The 15187-nt window shown below is 71.9% G+C and carries 13 protein-coding genes; 3 read left to right on the top strand and 10 right to left on the bottom strand.

Features of this window, described 5'->3' with window-relative positions; genetic code table 11:
• Positions 1-40: 40 nt before the first annotated feature.
• From ACFYZJ_RS09475 to ACFYZJ_RS09465, 3 genes are all read right to left on the bottom strand, one after another.
• Positions 41-892, bottom strand: a complete 852-nt coding sequence (locus ACFYZJ_RS09475; protein ID WP_388564800.1) for an alpha/beta fold hydrolase — start codon at positions 890-892, stop codon at positions 41-43.
• 126 nt (positions 893-1018) lie between these two features.
• Positions 1019-2476, bottom strand: a complete 1458-nt coding sequence (locus ACFYZJ_RS09470) for an aldehyde dehydrogenase family protein (RefSeq protein WP_388564798.1) — start codon at positions 2474-2476, stop codon at positions 1019-1021.
• A 120-nt stretch (positions 2477-2596) separates the two neighbouring features.
• A complete protein-coding gene (locus tag ACFYZJ_RS09465; protein ID WP_388564796.1) occupies positions 2597-2890 on the bottom strand; it encodes a hypothetical protein in 294 nt (97 codons plus the stop codon).
• A 183-nt stretch (positions 2891-3073) separates the two neighbouring features.
• On the opposite strand from ACFYZJ_RS09465, the gene ACFYZJ_RS09460 reads away from it, so the two are divergent.
• Complete coding sequence (locus tag ACFYZJ_RS09460; RefSeq protein WP_388564793.1) at positions 3074-3439, top strand: nuclear transport factor 2 family protein; 366 nt, start codon at positions 3074-3076, stop codon at positions 3437-3439.
• 44 nt (positions 3440-3483) lie between these two features.
• Here ACFYZJ_RS09460 and ACFYZJ_RS09455 read toward each other — a convergent pair whose 3' ends face one another.
• Positions 3484-4002 carry a MarR family winged helix-turn-helix transcriptional regulator gene (locus tag ACFYZJ_RS09455; RefSeq protein WP_388564791.1) on the bottom strand — a complete coding sequence of 173 codons (519 nt, stop codon included), beginning with the start codon at positions 4000-4002 and terminating at the stop codon, positions 3484-3486.
• A 127-nt stretch (positions 4003-4129) separates the two neighbouring features.
• Between ACFYZJ_RS09455 and ACFYZJ_RS09450 the strand changes: the two genes are divergently transcribed.
• Positions 4130-4906: a hypothetical protein gene (locus ACFYZJ_RS09450; RefSeq protein WP_388564788.1), complete on the top strand. Its 777-nt coding sequence runs from the start codon at positions 4130-4132 to the stop codon at positions 4904-4906.
• Positions 4907-4959: 53 nt separating this feature from the next.
• Here the strand turns inward: ACFYZJ_RS09450 and ACFYZJ_RS09445 are convergent, their stop codons facing one another.
• Positions 4960-5619 carry a TetR/AcrR family transcriptional regulator gene (locus ACFYZJ_RS09445; protein WP_388564785.1) on the bottom strand — a complete coding sequence of 220 codons (660 nt, stop codon included), beginning with the start codon at positions 5617-5619 and terminating at the stop codon, positions 4960-4962.
• Between the two features lie 155 nt (positions 5620-5774).
• Here ACFYZJ_RS09445 and ACFYZJ_RS09440 point away from each other — a divergent pair, with 155 nt between their 5' ends.
• Complete coding sequence (locus ACFYZJ_RS09440; RefSeq protein ID WP_388564783.1) at positions 5775-7028, top strand: YncE family protein; 1254 nt, start codon at positions 5775-5777, stop codon at positions 7026-7028.
• Here the strand turns inward: ACFYZJ_RS09440 and ACFYZJ_RS09435 are convergent.
• The 5 genes from ACFYZJ_RS09435 to ACFYZJ_RS09415 form a co-directional block, all read right to left on the bottom strand.
• Entirely contained in the window at positions 7021-8889 is a 1869-nt protein-coding gene (locus tag ACFYZJ_RS09435; RefSeq protein ID WP_388564780.1) for a cellulase family glycosylhydrolase, read from the bottom strand. The genes ACFYZJ_RS09440 and ACFYZJ_RS09435 overlap by 8 nt on opposite strands.
• A 69-nt stretch (positions 8890-8958) precedes the next feature.
• A complete protein-coding gene (locus tag ACFYZJ_RS09430) occupies positions 8959-10971 on the bottom strand; it encodes a GTP-binding protein (RefSeq protein ID WP_388564777.1) in 2013 nt (670 codons plus the stop codon).
• Between the two features lie 136 nt (positions 10972-11107).
• Positions 11108-12022: an aminoglycoside phosphotransferase family protein gene (locus ACFYZJ_RS09425; RefSeq protein ID WP_388564776.1), complete on the bottom strand. Its 915-nt coding sequence runs from the start codon at positions 12020-12022 to the stop codon at positions 11108-11110.
• Positions 12023-12047: 25 nt separating this feature from the next.
• Positions 12048-12569: a metallophosphoesterase family protein gene (locus ACFYZJ_RS09420; RefSeq protein WP_388564773.1), complete on the bottom strand. Its 522-nt coding sequence runs from the start codon at positions 12567-12569 to the stop codon at positions 12048-12050.
• Positions 12570-12601: 32 nt separating this feature from the next.
• A complete protein-coding gene (locus ACFYZJ_RS09415) occupies positions 12602-15025 on the bottom strand; it encodes a SpoIIE family protein phosphatase (RefSeq protein ID WP_388564770.1) in 2424 nt (807 codons plus the stop codon).
• Positions 15026-15187: the final 162 nt, after the last annotated feature.

Raw genomic sequence — 15187 nt, 5'->3', positions numbered from 1 at the left:
CACGACGACCACCGCCCGCCTGCTCCCCCTCAGGAAGGTTTCACTCGACGATGAGCTCGCTTGCCATGAACTCCCGCAGGTCGGCCGTGAGTTGGTCGGCGTGGGTGACGAACAGCCCGTGGCCGGCGTTCTCATAGACCTTCAGGGTGGCGTGGGGGGCGAGGGCCGCGGCGCGGCGGCCGGTCGTGTCCAAGGGTGCCGAGACGTCATGGGTGCCGTGCACGACGAGAACCGGCAGGTCGAGCTTGGCCAGTTCCGGGGCGACGTCCACGGTGACGACCGTCTCCTGGAGGGCGCTGGAGGCGCGGGCGGTGGAGGCGAGGCAGCGGTCGGACAGGTAGCGGACGTAGGCGGGAGACACCTCGTTGCCGGGCAGGTGGAGGCCGAAGAAGTCGCGCAGCGCATCGGGGTCGTTGAAGAACGCCGCCCGGTCCCGCAGGTAGGCCGCGTTGCCGGCCCGCATGACAGCCGGGTCCCAACCGTCCGGGTTGCTCGCCGAGCGGGCGACGCCTGGAGCGATGCCGGCGACGAGCGCCACACGGGCCACCCGGTCGGTGCCGTGCCGCGTCAGGCAGCGCACGATCTCGGCGCTGCCGACCGAGTGCCCGACCAGAGTCACCGCGCGCAGGTCCAGATGGTCGAGCAGGCCGTGAAGGTCGTCGGCGAGCGAGTCGAGGTCGTAGCCGCCCCACACGTCGTCGGAGCGCCCGTGCCCACGCCGGTCCAGGGCGATGCAGCGGTGGCCTTCCGTGGCGAGCGGCAGCATCTGGTACTCCCACATCTCGGATGCGAGATAAGCGCTGGAGACGAAGACGGCCACCGGACCGTCGGCCGGTCCGTAGTCCGTGTGGTGGAGCCGGGTTCCGTCGACGGGGCTGGTGAAGTACGGCATGGGAGACCTCCCGGAATCCGGTCGCTGGGCGTGCGGTACGCCCTTGATGGTTCCTGAGGCGCACTCCGGGGTCGATTACCTCCGGGGTCATACCCGGGACGATCACGACGAGGTCGGAAGGCGAGGTCAGAAGGGGTAATGGGCGTGCTGGGTGGCGATGGTGACCCAGCGGGTGCTGGAGAATGCCTCGATGCCCCAGCGTCCGCCGAAACGGCCGTAGCCGGAGGCCTTCACCCCGCCGAACGGCGCGTGCGGTTCGTCGGCCACCGACTGGTCGTTGATGTGCACGATGCCGGTGCGGACCCGGCGCGCGACGGCCAGGCCGTGGGTGGCGTTCTCGGTGATGATCCCGCAGGTCAGCCCGTTCTCGGTGTCGTTGGCGAAAGCGGCCGCGGTGTCGTCGTCGGCGAACGTCTGCAGCACGCAGACCGGGCCGAACGACTCGGCGTGGTACAGGTCCGCGTCCTTCGGCACGCCGGTGAGCACGGTCGCCGGATGCACCGCGCCCTCGGGTTCCCCTCCGACGAGGACCTCGGCCCCCTTGGCCACGGCGTCCCGCACCAGGCCGGCCACCCGCTGTGCGGCCGACGGGCTGACCAGCGGCCCGATCACGGTCTGCGGGTGCGCGGGGTCACCCGCCCGCAGCGAGGCCGCCTTGGCGGTGAACTTCCGCGTGAACTCCTCGGCGAGCGACTCGTGCACGAGGATCCGGTCGCCGGACATGCAGATCTGCCCCGCGTTCATGAACACGCTGAACGTGACGGCGTCGACGGCGTAGTCCACGTCGGCGTCGTCCAGCACGATCACCGCGTTCTTGCCGCCCAACTCCAGGACGGCGGGCTTGAGATGGCGTGCGGCGAGCTCGCCGATGATCCGGCCGACGCCCGTGGAGCCGGTGAAGTTCACCCCGCGCACCCGTGCGTCGCCGATCAGCGTCTCCGCGATCCCTGCCGCGTCCTCGCGGGCGTTGGTGACCACGTTCAGCACGCCGTCCGGCAGCCCGGCCTCGCGCAGCACGTCCGCGACGAGCAGTCCGCAGGCGATCGGCGCGTCCTCGCTGGGTTTGACGACCACGGTGTTGCCCGCGGCGAGCGGCGCCGCCACGGCCCGTACGCCGAGGATGACCGGTGCGTTCCACGGGGCGAACGCCGCCACCACGCCGAGCGGTTCGCGCACCGCGAGTCCGAGCGCCCCTGGCTCCTGGGCGCTGAGGACCTCACCGCGCGGGGCGGTGATCGCGGCCGCGGCCTCGCGCAGGATGTTCGCGGCGAGGGCCACGTTGAAGTAGGCCCAGGGCCGGGTGCCGCCCGCCTCGTGGGCCATGATCTCGGCCACCTGCTCGCCGCGGGCGTCCAGTATGTCGGCCGCCTTGAGGAAGATCGCGCGGCGGGCGAAGGGGGTCAGGGCCGCCCAGGCGGGGAAGGCCGCGTCCGCGGCGTCCACCGCGCGCCGGACGTCCTCCGGCCCGGCGGCCGCCACCGTGGCGTACACATCACCGGTGTACGGGTTGACGTCGACGGCTGTCCGGCCGGACGCGGCGGGCACGTCCTTGCCGCCGATGAACAGTTCGCGGGAGACGGGCACGACGGCTTCCTCTTGTTCGCATAGTGAAATCCGATTCACTGATCACCACGAGGCTCCGGCGGGCTCCCGGGAATGTCAAGGCCCCCGGCCGGCGACCGGGGGCCCTGCGGCGTCGCCGCGTTACCGGACGGCCGGAAGCAGCCCTGTGACGGGCGCGGCCAGATCGGTGGCCTGGTGCAGCTGGTCGAGGTCGCGCAGGTGGTTCAGGTCCGCCAGCCGGCCGGACGGCCGCGGGATCTCGTTCCGGTGCTCCTCGGGGACGCCGGTGCGGGACAGTGAGTCGAGCAGGGTGACCGGGTTGAGCCTGCCGGCGTCCGGGGTCCCTGCGTTTGCCGCGGTGGCCGTCGGCGCGCCGAGGCCGGCCACGCCGACGGCGAGACCGACCGCGGCGACGATGCGTCGTGTGGGGATCATGCCTTCAGCAACGGCAGCTCGCGGCGCCCGGTCACGGGTCCCTGGCGCCGCTCACCCGAGAGGCGCACCGGCCCCCGGCGCGTTTGCCGGTGCCGCGCGCCGGGGGGAGGCTCGAAGCAGAGGCCCTCAAGCGGCCCGCCGACCGTCGGGCGCGGCCTTCCAAGGGCGTCGGAGGAGGTCACCATGGGCACCGCGGCACGCGCCGGCTTCGACACGGAGGCCCTGCGCCGGGGCATCGAAGGAGACGACACGGCGGCTCTGCTGTCGCTGTACGCGGACGACGCGGAGATACGCGTCGTAGACCGCAACACCCAGCCCAGCCACCCCAAGGTCCTGCACGGCCGGGACCAGATCAGCGGGATGCTCAGCGACGTCTACAGCCGTGACATGACCCATCACCTCGACCAGTGTGTCGTCCAGGGTGATCATGTCGCTTTCACCGAGTCCTGCGAGTACCCGGACGGCATGCGGGTGCTGGCCAGTTCGATGGCCTCGCTGCGGAACGGCAAGATCACCGAGCAGGTGCTGGTCCAGGCGTGGGACGAATAGGCGATCACAGCCGTGGCCCCGGGCGCCGGCGCCCCTGCCCGGCCTTACCGGTGCGGCGGCATCGGTCCGGCGCCACCCGGCTCGGCCGCCTCCACCAGCTTCCGCAGCAGGTCCGCGAGCGTGCGTCTCTCTTCCTCGGTCAGGATCGCGAGAAGCGCCTGCTCGCCCCTGTCCTCCGACACCGCGTGCCGCTCGAAGGCCTCGTATCCGGCCTCGGTGAGCCGCACCCTCACCCGCCGCCGGTCGCCCTTCTCATGGGTACGGGTGATCAGGCCGGCCTCCTCCAGCGGTCCGAGCCGGGCCGACAGCGCGCCGCGGGTGAGACCGAGCAGGTCCGCGAGTCGTGACGGACTCGCGGTGTACGGCGGTCCCTGCCTGCGCAGCGTCAGCAGCACCTTGAACTCCCCGTGGGCGAGCCCGCCCGCGTCCAGGGTGTCCCGCCGGGCCTGAGCGGTGTGACGCGCCAGGATCGCGAGCCGGACGAAGATCGCCTCCTTCACCGGGTCCATCCACGCCAGCTCTCGCTCCCACAGCGCGACGTGCCGGTCGGCAGGATCAGCCATGACCAGTTCCCCCCACAACAGTTTTCTTGTGGATAGTTTTTCGGATTACTACGGTCACGGCATGACGAACACGCCGAGCACCACCGTCGATGTTGCACAACTCGTACACGCAGCAAGGGAGTTGTCCATGGGGGGTCGTTGGAGGAACGCGGCTGCCCTGCTGGGGGCGGCGGAGGCGACCGACGCGGCGGGCCGCGCGCGGATCGCCCTCGCGGCCGTGGAAGTGGCGCTGGACCAGGACTGGTTCACCGGTACGAGCACGGCGGGCGAGCGGCTGCGCACCGCGGAGAAGGCGTGGGCGGAGAGCGGGGCCGGGGACCGCTGGGATCTGGACTTCCTGTGGCTGCGCCATGACTACCTCGCCCGGCTCCGCGTCGACGGCCAGGGGCTGAGCCTCAGCCCTCGTGGCAAGGACCCGGAGGCCCTCGCCGCGCTCCGCCGTCGCGTCGAGGAGCTGCGCGACCGGGCGCCGGGCGCCCTCCGCGCCGGCTGGGCGGAGATGTACCTCGGCCTGATCCAGGACAACCTCTTCGCCGAGCGCGCCACGGCCCCCACCCATTACGAACGCGCGCTGAGCGCCGGTGAGCGCGGTGACGACCTGCTCGCCCGGGAGGCCCTGCGCCACCTGGGCGACCACGACCACGACGCCGGCGACCACGCACGAGCGCTGGAGCGCTGGCAGCGGGCGACCGCACTCGGCGCCCGCGCCGGGGCGGTGTGCGGCACGCTCTCCCAGCAGATGCTGCTCGCCGTACTGGCCCGCGACCGGGGCGACGAAGCCGGCGCCACGTCCCTCGCCACGGAGATCGCCCGCTGGGCGGGCGCGCTCGGCGCCGGGCACCTCGAGACGCAGGCCCGGAACTTCCTGGCGGGAGTCGACCCCACGGCGCCGCCGGAGCAGTGAGCCACCGCGGGGGCGGTCCCTCCGCCGAACGGCGGCTCCGCCCGTGAGCAAGCTCAGGCGTCCGGCAACCGGCCCGGCGGTCGCAGGATGGCCAGGAGTTGGCGGGCCAGTTCGTCCACGATCTCGTCCAGGGTGGCGTCCACCCAGCCGGCCCGCCAGTCGTGCAGCAGGCCGTTGACACTGCCGATGAACGCGGTGGCCGAGAGCCGGTAGTCGCGCGGCGCCGCCTCACCGCGTGCGGCGGCCCGAGCGGCCTCCGCGCAGATGAAGTCCACCCATCGGGACCGGCGTTCGAGCCGCTGCTCCTCAAGGCGTGGGCTGACGCCGATGATCTCGACGAAGGCGATGCGGATGCGGCGCGGATCGGAGGTGACGTTCGCCGCGTACGCCCGGAAGACCGCGGCGGCGCGCTCGGCGAGCGGCAGGTCGCGGGCGTCGGCGAGGGCGGCGGCTGCGGCCTGTTCCGCCCAGTCGTTGACCTGGAGGTGCAGCGCGGCCAGCACGTCCTCCAGGGTGTGGAACTCCTCGTAGAACTGCCGTGTCGACAGCCCCGCCGCCTCGCTCAGTGCGGCCACCGTGGTGGACCGGTAGCCGGGGCTCGCGCCGAAGAGCTGGAGTCCGGCCTCCAGGAACCGCCGGCGTCGCTCTGCCTGCCGCTCCTCGGCCGTCCTGCCGCCGTACCGGCCCGTCGGCTGCTTGAGCCTGCCCGCCACCCGCGCCCCCTTCGCCGTTCGACGATCCGTTCGCCTCTCGCTCAATTTTGTCCCGCACGGAGTCTTGTGGAGACCCTCGCCCCCTCCTTACTTTCCAGTAAGTCACTTTGAACCCAAGCGTGTTCAGATTCCTGACCCAAGACAGGGACCCCACCATGCCTGTTCTCAGATCCCGGCACCTCTTCTCCCTCGCCGCCGCGCTCGCCCTGACCACGGGCGCCACCGCGACGGCCGCCGCCGTACAGGACTCCTCCGCCGCCGCGCTGCGCGAGGTGATGTTCGTGGGCAACAACTGGGACGGCACCGCCGATGTCATCAAGTCCAGCGGCGACTTCGCGCGGATCGGCCGCATCAACGTGATCCCCGACAAGGAGGCACGGCTGAAGGAGATCAACGCCGATCCCATCAAGTGGATCGCCTACATGACCGTCCGCAACCAGGTCGGTGAGGGCCACGACCAGTACGTGGACGACATGTACTCGACGCCGGACGGCAGGTCGGTGGTGGTCTCCCGGCCGAGCTTCGCCGACGTCGTGTCGATCGACCTGGCCACCGGCAGGATCAACTGGCGTTTCCCAGTGGCAGGTTACCGTGCCGACCACATGGCGGTCTCCCCCGACGGCACCAAGGTCGCGGTCTCCGCCTCGACGGCGAACAAGGTGCAGGTGCTGGACATCGGCACCGGCAAGGAGCTGGGCGAGTTCGCCACGGGCGACAAACCGCACGAGAACTTCTTCACCAACGGCGGCAAGTACATCTGGAACATGTCCATCGGCGAGGTCACCACCTCGCTCGACGACCCGTCCGCGGACTGGACGAAGGGCGACCGTCACATCACGATCGTGGACGCCACCACCTTCAAGCAGCTCAGGACGATCGACATGCGCAGCCGGCTGGACGCGATCGGCCTGAAGGACTTCTCCGACGCGGTGCGGCCCGCCGCGTTCACCCCCGACTGGTCCAAGCTGTACTTCCAGGTGTCGTTCTTCAACGGCTTCCTGGAGTACGACGTGGCCGCCGACAAGATCACGCGGGTGAAGACGCTGCCCGCCAACCCGGCGACCAATCCGGACCGCACCACGTGGCTCCTCGACTCCCGTCACCACGGCATCTCGATGAACCCCGAGGGCACCAAGCTGTGTGTCGCCGGGACGATGGACAACTACGCGACCGTCGTCGACCGGGCCTCCTTCCAGGAGGGGCCGTTGGTCACCGCGTCCACGCCGTACTGGGCGACCGTGAGCGGCGACGGCAGGGACTGCATCATCTCCGAGGCCGGCGCCGACAAGATCACCGCGATCGACTTCGCCACCGGCCAGAAGGTCACCAGCGTGGACGTCGGCGACCACCCGCAGCGGGTCCGCCTGGGCCACGTCCCCGCCGACTGGACGGGCCCGTCCGCTAGCTGAACTCCTTGGCCGCCCACGCCGAAAGCTCCGTCCGCGCCGCGCTCAGCAGGGACGCGGACGGGGCCGTCGTCCCGTTCGTGACCAGCGCGTAGTGCACGGCGTCGGTGTCGGAGGCGGTCAGCAGCAGCCGTTTGCTGCCTGTGCCGCCGGTCTCGTCGGCCACGGCGACCGGAGTCGACCTGGTGTAGGCGGGCAGGCCCGCCGCAGTGCCGAGGTCGGAGACCACGGTGGTGGACGCGGCCGGGAAGGAGGCCGGCAGATGCAGTTCCGTGGGCGCCGCCGATCCGTTCGACCGCCACACCAGCACGCCGTACTGCCCCGAGCCCACCAGCTGCGCCACGTTCGGCAGCGAGCTCGGCACCGGGTTCCAGGTCAGTGTCGTCGAGCCGTCCCGGGAGCGGTCCTCATAGGTGAAGGCGACCGTCGTACCGGCGGTGGCGCTCGGGTAGAGCCGGTCCAGCAGGCGGGCGTCCTGGCGCAGCACCGGGGTGCCCGAGTCGTCGAGCCCGACCGCCGAGAGATCCTCGTCGTTCCAGGCGTCCCCGGAAGTGAGGACCTTGTCGGGGTTGCCGTTCATCAGCTCGTGGTGGCGGCCGTTGTAGAGGTCCCACTGCCACTGCGTCCCGGAGAGCACCGGGCCGGAGTCCGCCGGGTGCGACCACCAACTCGCGCCCTTCACCCGCGAGTCGAGCGCCTGGTACATCGCTTTCAGCACGGTCGGCGCCTTGTCGGAGACGGAGCCGGAGAGCGGATGGCCGAACTCGCTGACGATCGCGGCCGTGTCGAGCGCACCGGCCCGGTCGCGCACCGCGCCGAAGTCCGTGGCGTACTGACCGTCGCCCGCCTTACCCCACATGAGGACGCCGGAGATGGCCTTCTGGTCGTAGAAGTGGGTGTTGAAGACGTACCGCGGGCCGGTCGTGCCGGCGTCGAGGAGTCCGCCCTCCTGCTTCTGGGTGGAGATGTTGGCGTTCCAGAAGAGGTTCGGCTCCACGAAGGCGGGCTTGTCCTGCCAACCGGCCGCGTCCATCCGCGCGCGGAACCTGGCGTAGAACGGCCAGAGCAGATCCCGTTCCCAGGTGCGGCTGGTCTGTCCGGAGTCGTAGCTGCCCGCGTAGGGCTCGTTGAACGGGTCGAAGCCGACGACCCCCGAGAACTCGTCGCCGGTCAGGTGCTGTCGGATGTAGGCCATCGTCTTCTGCGCGGTGGCGAGGAAGGCGTCCTGCACCCCGTACGCGTTGTGCCAGAAGTCGTACGACGCCTTCGTCACCGCCTGGTTCTGGGTGATGTTCTGGCCCCAGAAGAGGCAGATCCCGCAGGACTCGGCGGGGTAGTTCCCGGCGTCCACCGCCCACTTGGGGGCGCCGTCGCCGGTGTACCAGCTGCCCTGGTTGAAGAGGTGGCGGGAGTAGAGGTCCTGGTGGAAGTCGGGGTAGACGCGGATCCCGGCGTCGAGGAACGCGCGCATCTGGTCGGTCACGGCCGTGAGGTAGGCCGTGTCGGCCTGGCCGCGCACCGGCTCGGCATGCGCCCAGGACAACAGGAAGCGGACCGTGTTGCCGCCGCCGAGGGTGCGCAGGGCGGTCGCCGACTTCCGGGCGTCGGCGACGGAGGCGAACGGCAGTCCGCTGTTCTCCTCCAGCTTGGTCTCGCCGGAGACGTTGTAACCGCGCAGCACGACCTCGCGACCGAGGCCGTCGGTGAAGCGGCCGCCCTGGACGGTGAGAGTCGTGGACGCCTGGGCGTCGAACCAGAGGGAGTCGGAAGGGGAGTCGGCGGCCACGGGTGGGGCACCCGTGGCCGCCAGGAGGCCGGTGAGAGCCACGAGAACGCCGCACAGACGCACGCGTAACTTTGCCATGTACATTACACTCAGAGTGATTTACCGCCTATGTCAACACCCGTGCACCCTCCGGTCCGTTCGCCGCGCTCAGGACGGCACCCCTGCCCCTCGCCCCGGCACCCTCCGCATCACCCGCAGCAGGTACTCCTCCCGGTCGAGCGGGTTGTGGTCGGTGCGCGGGCGGCTCGGTACCGCGCCGCCGGTCACCGGCGCGTAGTGGTCGAACGCGGACTCCAGCTCGCCCTCGCCGCTGGTCAGCCCCGGCAACGTCTGCTCCAACTCGTGCACCTGGGCGGCCGGCACCCGGCCCTCGAGAACACAGCTGCGCCCGCGCAGTGAGGTGGTCCCCGGGACCGCGCGCAGCCGGGTGAGGACCGGCAGCAGCGCGCCGAGCGTGTCCGCCGGGGCCTCGATCCGGAAGCGGTGCATCGGTTCGTACACCCGGGTGCCCGCCCGCCTGAGCGCGGTCATCACGACCAGCGGGGTCAGGCCCCGGAAGTCCGCGCCCGTGCTCGACATGCTCTTGTCGAAGCCCTGGTGGGCGTGGCTCTGCCGCGCAGAGTAGCCCGAGTGGGTCATGGTGACCGTGCAGTCGGTCACCTGCCAGCCGTGCAGCCCCTGTGTCAGGGTTTCGTTCACCGTGTCCTCCACGGCCTTGAAGAAGGCGTACGGCATCGAGCCGAGCTCCACCTCCAGGCGGAACGCGACGCCCGAGCCGACCGGGGCCGGGTCGATGCGCAGTCCCACGGTGGCCAGGAAGGGGTTGGGGTCCTTCTTGTTGAACTCGACCGCCGCCCCTGTGCCGACGGGCCGTTCGACGCACAGCGGTGTCGTCTCGCGGAAGGTGACGGCGAGTCCGTACTCCTCGGCCAGGGTCGCCTGGATGACCTCCTTCTGGACCTCGCCGTAGAGCGAGACGGAGATCTCCTGGCGGATCTCGTCCTGCCGCAGCGCGATGAGCGGGTCCTGCTCGGCGAGTTGGGTGAGTGCGACGTGCAGCGCTCCCCGGTCGCGCGGGCGGGCGGGGACGACGACGGTCTCCAGGGTGGGCGGGGAGAAGTGGTGCCCCGGCTGCTCCAGGCGCGGCGTCTCACCGAAGGTGTCGCCGATGCGGACGTCGGTCAGGCCCCACAGCTTGCCGATGCGGCCCGCCGTCACCGAAGCCTCGCGGTCCGCTCCGCCGCGGTCGAAGACGCTGATGGCGGTGACCTTGCCCTCCCGTCCGTCGCCGAACACCAGCCGGTCACGGGTCCGCAGGGTCCCGGAGAACACCCGCGCATACGCGATCTTCTCGCCCGCCGGCCCCCGCTCGACCTTGAAGACGGTGCCGGAGGCCGGCCCCCCGGTGTCGCCCTCGACGGCCGGCAGCAGTTCGGTGAGTCCCCCGATCAGCTCCTTCACTCCCGCTCCCGTGATCGCCGAGCCGAAGAACACGGGGTGCACCCGGGCGCGCCGGGTCTGCTCGACCAGGGCGGAGCGCAGCCGGTCGTGGGAGACCGCGTCCTCGACGTACGCGGCCAGCAGTTCCTCGTCGTGCTCGGCGAGGACGTCGAGCAGCCGGGTGGTGAACGCGGTGTCGTGGGCGTCGTATGGCGCCACGTGCGCGTCGCGCGTGCCGAGTCCGTAGGGGCGTCCCATCGGGACCACCGACGGGGTGAGGCGCTCGGCCAGCGCGGTGAGGGTGCGGCCGTCGTCGGCGCCGCCGCGGTCGATCTTGTTGACGAAGACGAGGGTGGGGATTCGCAGCCGTCGCAGGGTGCGCATCAGGATGCGCGTCTGGGCCTGGACGCCCTCCACGGCGGAGACGACCAGCACGGCGCCGTCGAGTACGCCGAGCACCCGCTCCACCTCGGCGATGAAGTCGGGGTGTCCGGGGGTGTCGATCAGATTGACGGTGACGTCGTCGAGCGTGAACGAGACGACCGCGGACTTGATCGTGATGCCGCGCTGCCGCTCCAGCGCGAGGGTGTCGGTCCGCGTGCTGCCGTCGTCGACACTGCCGATCTCGTCGATCACTCCGGCCGCGTGCAGCAGCCGCTCGGTGAGGCTTGTCTTACCCGCGTCTACGTGCGCGAGGATTCCCAGGTTCAGTGTGGGCACAGAGCGTCATGTCCTTGGGGAGGGTGCTGGTTCTCTGCTGGGTGGACATGAACGCTGTGCGCATGGGGGCTCCTCGGTTTCGACAACTCCGTCCCGCGCAGTCCAGCAGGACCGCGGCGGCGACGGCAACGGATTTTCAGGCGCGCTCGCTCCGATGGTCGGCGATGAGCTGCTCCAGTTGGTGGAGGGCCGCGTGCACTCTGGCCGGGTCCTGCCGGTAGTACGGGTCGTCGGGCACCGGCAGGGAGCCCGCGAGGGCCCAGCCCCGGCCGCGGGCCCAGGTGGCGTCGTCGACGCCGAGCGCGGCCCGGAAGTCGCCGCGTCCCTCGTCCGGCAGGAACTTCCAGGCGGCGAGCAGGTCGACCGCGGGGTCGCCGACGGCGAGGGTGCCGAAGTCGATGACGGCGCTCAGCCGGCCGTCGACGGCGAGCAGGTTGCCGACCGCGAGGTCTCCGTGGACCCAGACGGGTGGCCGGTCCCAGGCGGGCGCGGCGAGGGCCGCCTCCCAGACCTCCGTCACCGCGTCGGCGTCGATCAGGCCGGACCGCTTCAACGCCTCGATCTTGGGCCGTACCCGTGCCTCGGAGGCAAGCGAGTCCCGGTCGTCGCCCATCGGCACGCCCCGGAAGGCGTTGCTCTGCTCGGGAGGGGGGCCGCCCGTGGGGTCGATCGACTGCAGTGCGGTCAGGAACCCGGCCAGTTCCAGGGCGGTGCGGCGGGGGTCGGCGAGACCTTCGGGGGTGGCCGTCTCGCCTTCCAGCCAGCGGTAGACGGACCACGGGTACGGGTAGCCCTCGCCGGGTTCCCCCTTGGCGACGGGTTCGCTGACGGGCAGCGGCAGATGGGGCGCGAGCCGGGGCAGCCAGGTCTGCTCCCGCTCCACCTGACCCGCCCAGTGCGGGTAACGCGGGAGACGTACGGACAGTTCCTCGCCGAGCCGGAAGGTCGCGTTGTCCAGACCGGAGGAAGCCACCGGGGCGATCGGGAGGTGGGCCCACTGCGGGAACTGGGCCGCCAGCAGGCGGCGTACGAGGTCGGCATCGATCAGCACCCGGCCATCTCACCCGGACGGTTCGTCAGGCGTCCAGCGGTTTTCCGGTGCGCGGGGGCAGTCGGTGCAGCCGGACGTCCGTCAGTGCGCCGCCGGCCACGGTGGCCGTCATGTAGGTGCAGTGGGGCTGGCGGCGGCGGTCGGTCGGGGAGCCGGGGTTGAGCAGACGCAGGCCGGTGTCCGTGGTGGTGTCCCAGGGGATGTGGCTGTGGCCGAACACCAGCACGTCGAGGTCGGGGAACCGCTCGGCGCAGCGGCGTTCCCTGCCCTGGGCGGGTCCCGTCTCGTGGACGACGCCGAGGCGCAGGCCGGCGAGGTCGGCGCGGGCCACTTCGGGGAGCCGGGCACGCAGGGCGGGGCCGTCGTTGTTGCCGTACACACCGATCATCCGGGCGGACCGGCTCTCGAGCAGGTCGAGCGTGGCGACGTCCACCCAGTCGCCGGCGTGGATCACGACGTCGGCGTGCGGGAGTTCGGCGAGCAGCGGCGCGGGCAGTTCCCTCGCACGCTTGGGGAGGTGGGTGTCGGACATCAGGAGCAGGCGCACGACACCAGAGTGTCACCCCTGGACGCGGACTCTCAGGTCTGCGCGTCGGCCGGCGAGTGCTCGAGGAGGATGTCCGCCCACACCTGTTTGCCGCCGCTGACCGGCAGTGTCCCCCAGGCGTCGGACATGGCCTCGACGAGCAGGATGCCACGGCCGCCCGTCGCCTCCCAGCCGATGCTGGTCGGCTTGACGGGCGTGCGCGGTGAGGAGTCGGCGACCGCGACGCGCACCCGGTGGTTGGACAGGGTGAGGTCGAGCCTGACCTGGCCGTCGGTGTGGACGAGGGCGTTGGTGACGAGTTCGGAGACGACGAGGAGCACCGTGTCGGTCTCCTCCGGCACGTCCCAGGAGCGCAGGGTGCGCCGGGTGAAGCGGCGGGCGTGCCGGACCGCTTCGGGAACGCGCCACACGGTCCAGCTCTCACGCAGCGGAAGCATCGCCATGCCGTCGTAGCGCACGAGGAGCAGCGCCACGTCGTCGCTGCGGTTGGCCTCGGCGAGCAGGGCGTCCGCGACGAGCCCGAGGTGCGCGGGGTCGGCGGCGGACAGCTCGCCGGCGATCCGCGCGAGGCCGTCCTCGATGTCGATGTCGGCGGACTCGACCAGGCCGTCCGTGGTGAGGGCGACGACCGTGCCGGGCTGCAGCCTGAGCGGGCTCATGGGGTAGTCGGCCTGGGTGATGACCCCGAGAGGCGGTCCGCCCTCCGACTCGGTGATCTCGGTCCGGCCGTCGGGGTGGCGCAGCAGGGGCGGGAGGTGCCCGGCGCGGACGTACCAGGCGGTGCCCTGCTCCATGTCGACGTCGACGTAGCAACAGGTGGCGAAGAGGTCGGACTCCATGTCGACGAGGAGCCGGTTGGCGTGCGAGACGACGACGTCCGGGGGGTGGCCCTCGGCCGCGTACGCGCGCAGCGCCGTGCGCATCTGGCCCATCAGGGTGGCGGCGCCGGCGCTGTGGCCCTGGACGTCGCCGATGACGAGGGCGACGTGGTTGTCGGGCAGCGGGATCACGTCGTACCAGTCGCCGCCGAGCTCCAGGCCGGCCGTGGTGGGCAGGTAGCGGGCGACGGCGACGGCTCCGGGCAGCGCGGGCAGGCGACGCGGCAGGAGGGCGCGCTGGAGCGTGCCGATCAGCTCGTGCTCGGCGTCGAAGGCGTGGGCGCGCATCAGCGCCTGCCCGGCGAGACCGGCGACGGCGGTGAGCAGGGCGCGTTCGTCGGGGCCGAAGTCGTGCGGGCTGTCCCAGCCGACCAGGCAGGCGCCCGCCATGCGCCCGCCGGCGGGGAGTGGCAGCACGGCGAGACCGCCGGGGCCGACCTCGGCGAGCGCGGGTTCCAGCGGGGTACCGGCGGGCCAGATCGCGGCGCGGCCTTCCCTGAGCGCCGTGGCGAGGGTCGGCATGGCGCGGACGGGGGCGTCCGGCCACTCCGAGCGCCACTCGGTGCGCCACAGCTCGGGCCAGGCCTCCGGTTCGGGCGGCTCCAGGACGGTGACGACGAGGCGATCGGACTCCAGCTCGGCCAGCGCGATACGGTCCGCCCGCAGGGGCCCGCGCAGCGCGGCGACCACGGCCCTGCTGACGTCGCGGACGGTGCCGGCGGTGGCGAGGGCGGCGGCGAGCCGCTGGATGCGGGTGACGTCACTGACGCCGGGGCGCAGCTCGGACGCGTCGGTGACCGTGCCGACGAGCCGGACCGGGCGCCCCTCCCCGGCGGGCAGCAGGCGCCCGCGCAGCCGCAGCCACCTCGGCTCGCCGGAGGGTTGGAGGATGCGGAACTCCAGTTCGCGGTCGCCGATGGACATGTGGTCGGCCTCGACGACGGACATCACGGAGGGCAGGTCCTCCGGAACGGTCCGGGCGAGCAGGGTCTCGACACGACCGTCGAACTCGCCGGTGTCGATGCCGAACAGCCGCAGCATCTCGTCGTCGACCTCGACCCGGCCGCTGTCCATGTCGAGCGTGAAGGCGCTGCCGGGCAGCCCACCGGTGTCGGCCGCGCCCGGGGGCGGGCAGGTGACGGCCTCGGCGAAGAGCTGCAGACACGTGCGGTCGTCGGCGTCGAAGCCGTCCGGGCCGTCACTGACGGCGGCCAGGCATCCTCCGCCGTGCAGCGGCAGGACGGCCACGGAGAAGTCTCCGGCGGGCATCCGGCGGGCGTCCGCACAGCGCCCGATGGCCTCGGGGGTGAGCCACCGGGCCTGCCCGGAGCGGTGCACCTGGGCGGCGGGGCCCGTGCCGGAGAGCGGGTAGGACTCGCGCAACCCGTACAGCGCCCGCGGCACGCCGACCGACTCGGTGAGGGTCAGCTGGTCGCCGCCCTCTTCCGGGCTGTAGACGGCGGCGAGGGTGGCTCCGGTGAAGACCAGTGCCTGTTCGAGCACGCGCCGCAGGCGCTCGCGCGGGTCGAGGTCCGCCGCGAGCGTCTTGAGGGCAAGTTCCGCGCGCAGCGTTCTCATTCTGCGTCCCGCAGTGCCCTCACTGCCCACTCTGCAATTAGAGCGCGTCCCGGACGCTCGCGCAGCCCCTATGAGCGCGTCAGCCGACGGCTCGCGGGTGCGCGGCGGAGCGGGCGCGGGGAGCGGCGCGCCCGCTGCGGAGGGTGACGGGCCGCCCACGGG

This window comes from Streptomyces sp. NPDC001848, assembly GCF_042891915.1.
Classification (GTDB): Bacteria; Actinomycetota; Actinomycetes; order Streptomycetales; family Streptomycetaceae; genus Streptomyces.
The sequence above is the reverse complement of the archived record's forward strand: the minus strand, read 5'-3'. Positions and strand labels throughout refer to the sequence as shown.

Coding starts and splice junctions, on each gene's coding strand:
- ACFYZJ_RS09475 (WP_388564800.1), bottom strand. CDS start 892: ATGCCGTACTTCACCAGCCCCGTCGACGGAACCCGGCTCCACCACACG.
- ACFYZJ_RS09465 (WP_388564796.1), bottom strand. CDS start 2,890: ATGATCCCCACACGACGCATCGTCGCCGCGGTCGGTCTCGCCGTCGGC.
- ACFYZJ_RS09460 (WP_388564793.1), top strand. CDS start 3,074: ATGGGCACCGCGGCACGCGCCGGCTTCGACACGGAGGCCCTGCGCCGG.
- ACFYZJ_RS09455 (WP_388564791.1), bottom strand. CDS start 4,002: ATGGCTGATCCTGCCGACCGGCACGTCGCGCTGTGGGAGCGAGAGCTG.
- ACFYZJ_RS09450 (WP_388564788.1), top strand. CDS start 4,130: ATGGGGGGTCGTTGGAGGAACGCGGCTGCCCTGCTGGGGGCGGCGGAG.
- ACFYZJ_RS09440 (WP_388564783.1), top strand. CDS start 5,775: ATGCCTGTTCTCAGATCCCGGCACCTCTTCTCCCTCGCCGCCGCGCTC.
- ACFYZJ_RS09435 (WP_388564780.1), bottom strand. CDS start 8,889: ATGGCAAAGTTACGCGTGCGTCTGTGCGGCGTTCTCGTGGCTCTCACC.
- ACFYZJ_RS09415 (WP_388564770.1), bottom strand. CDS start 15,025: ATGAGAACGCTGCGCGCGGAACTTGCCCTCAAGACGCTCGCGGCGGAC.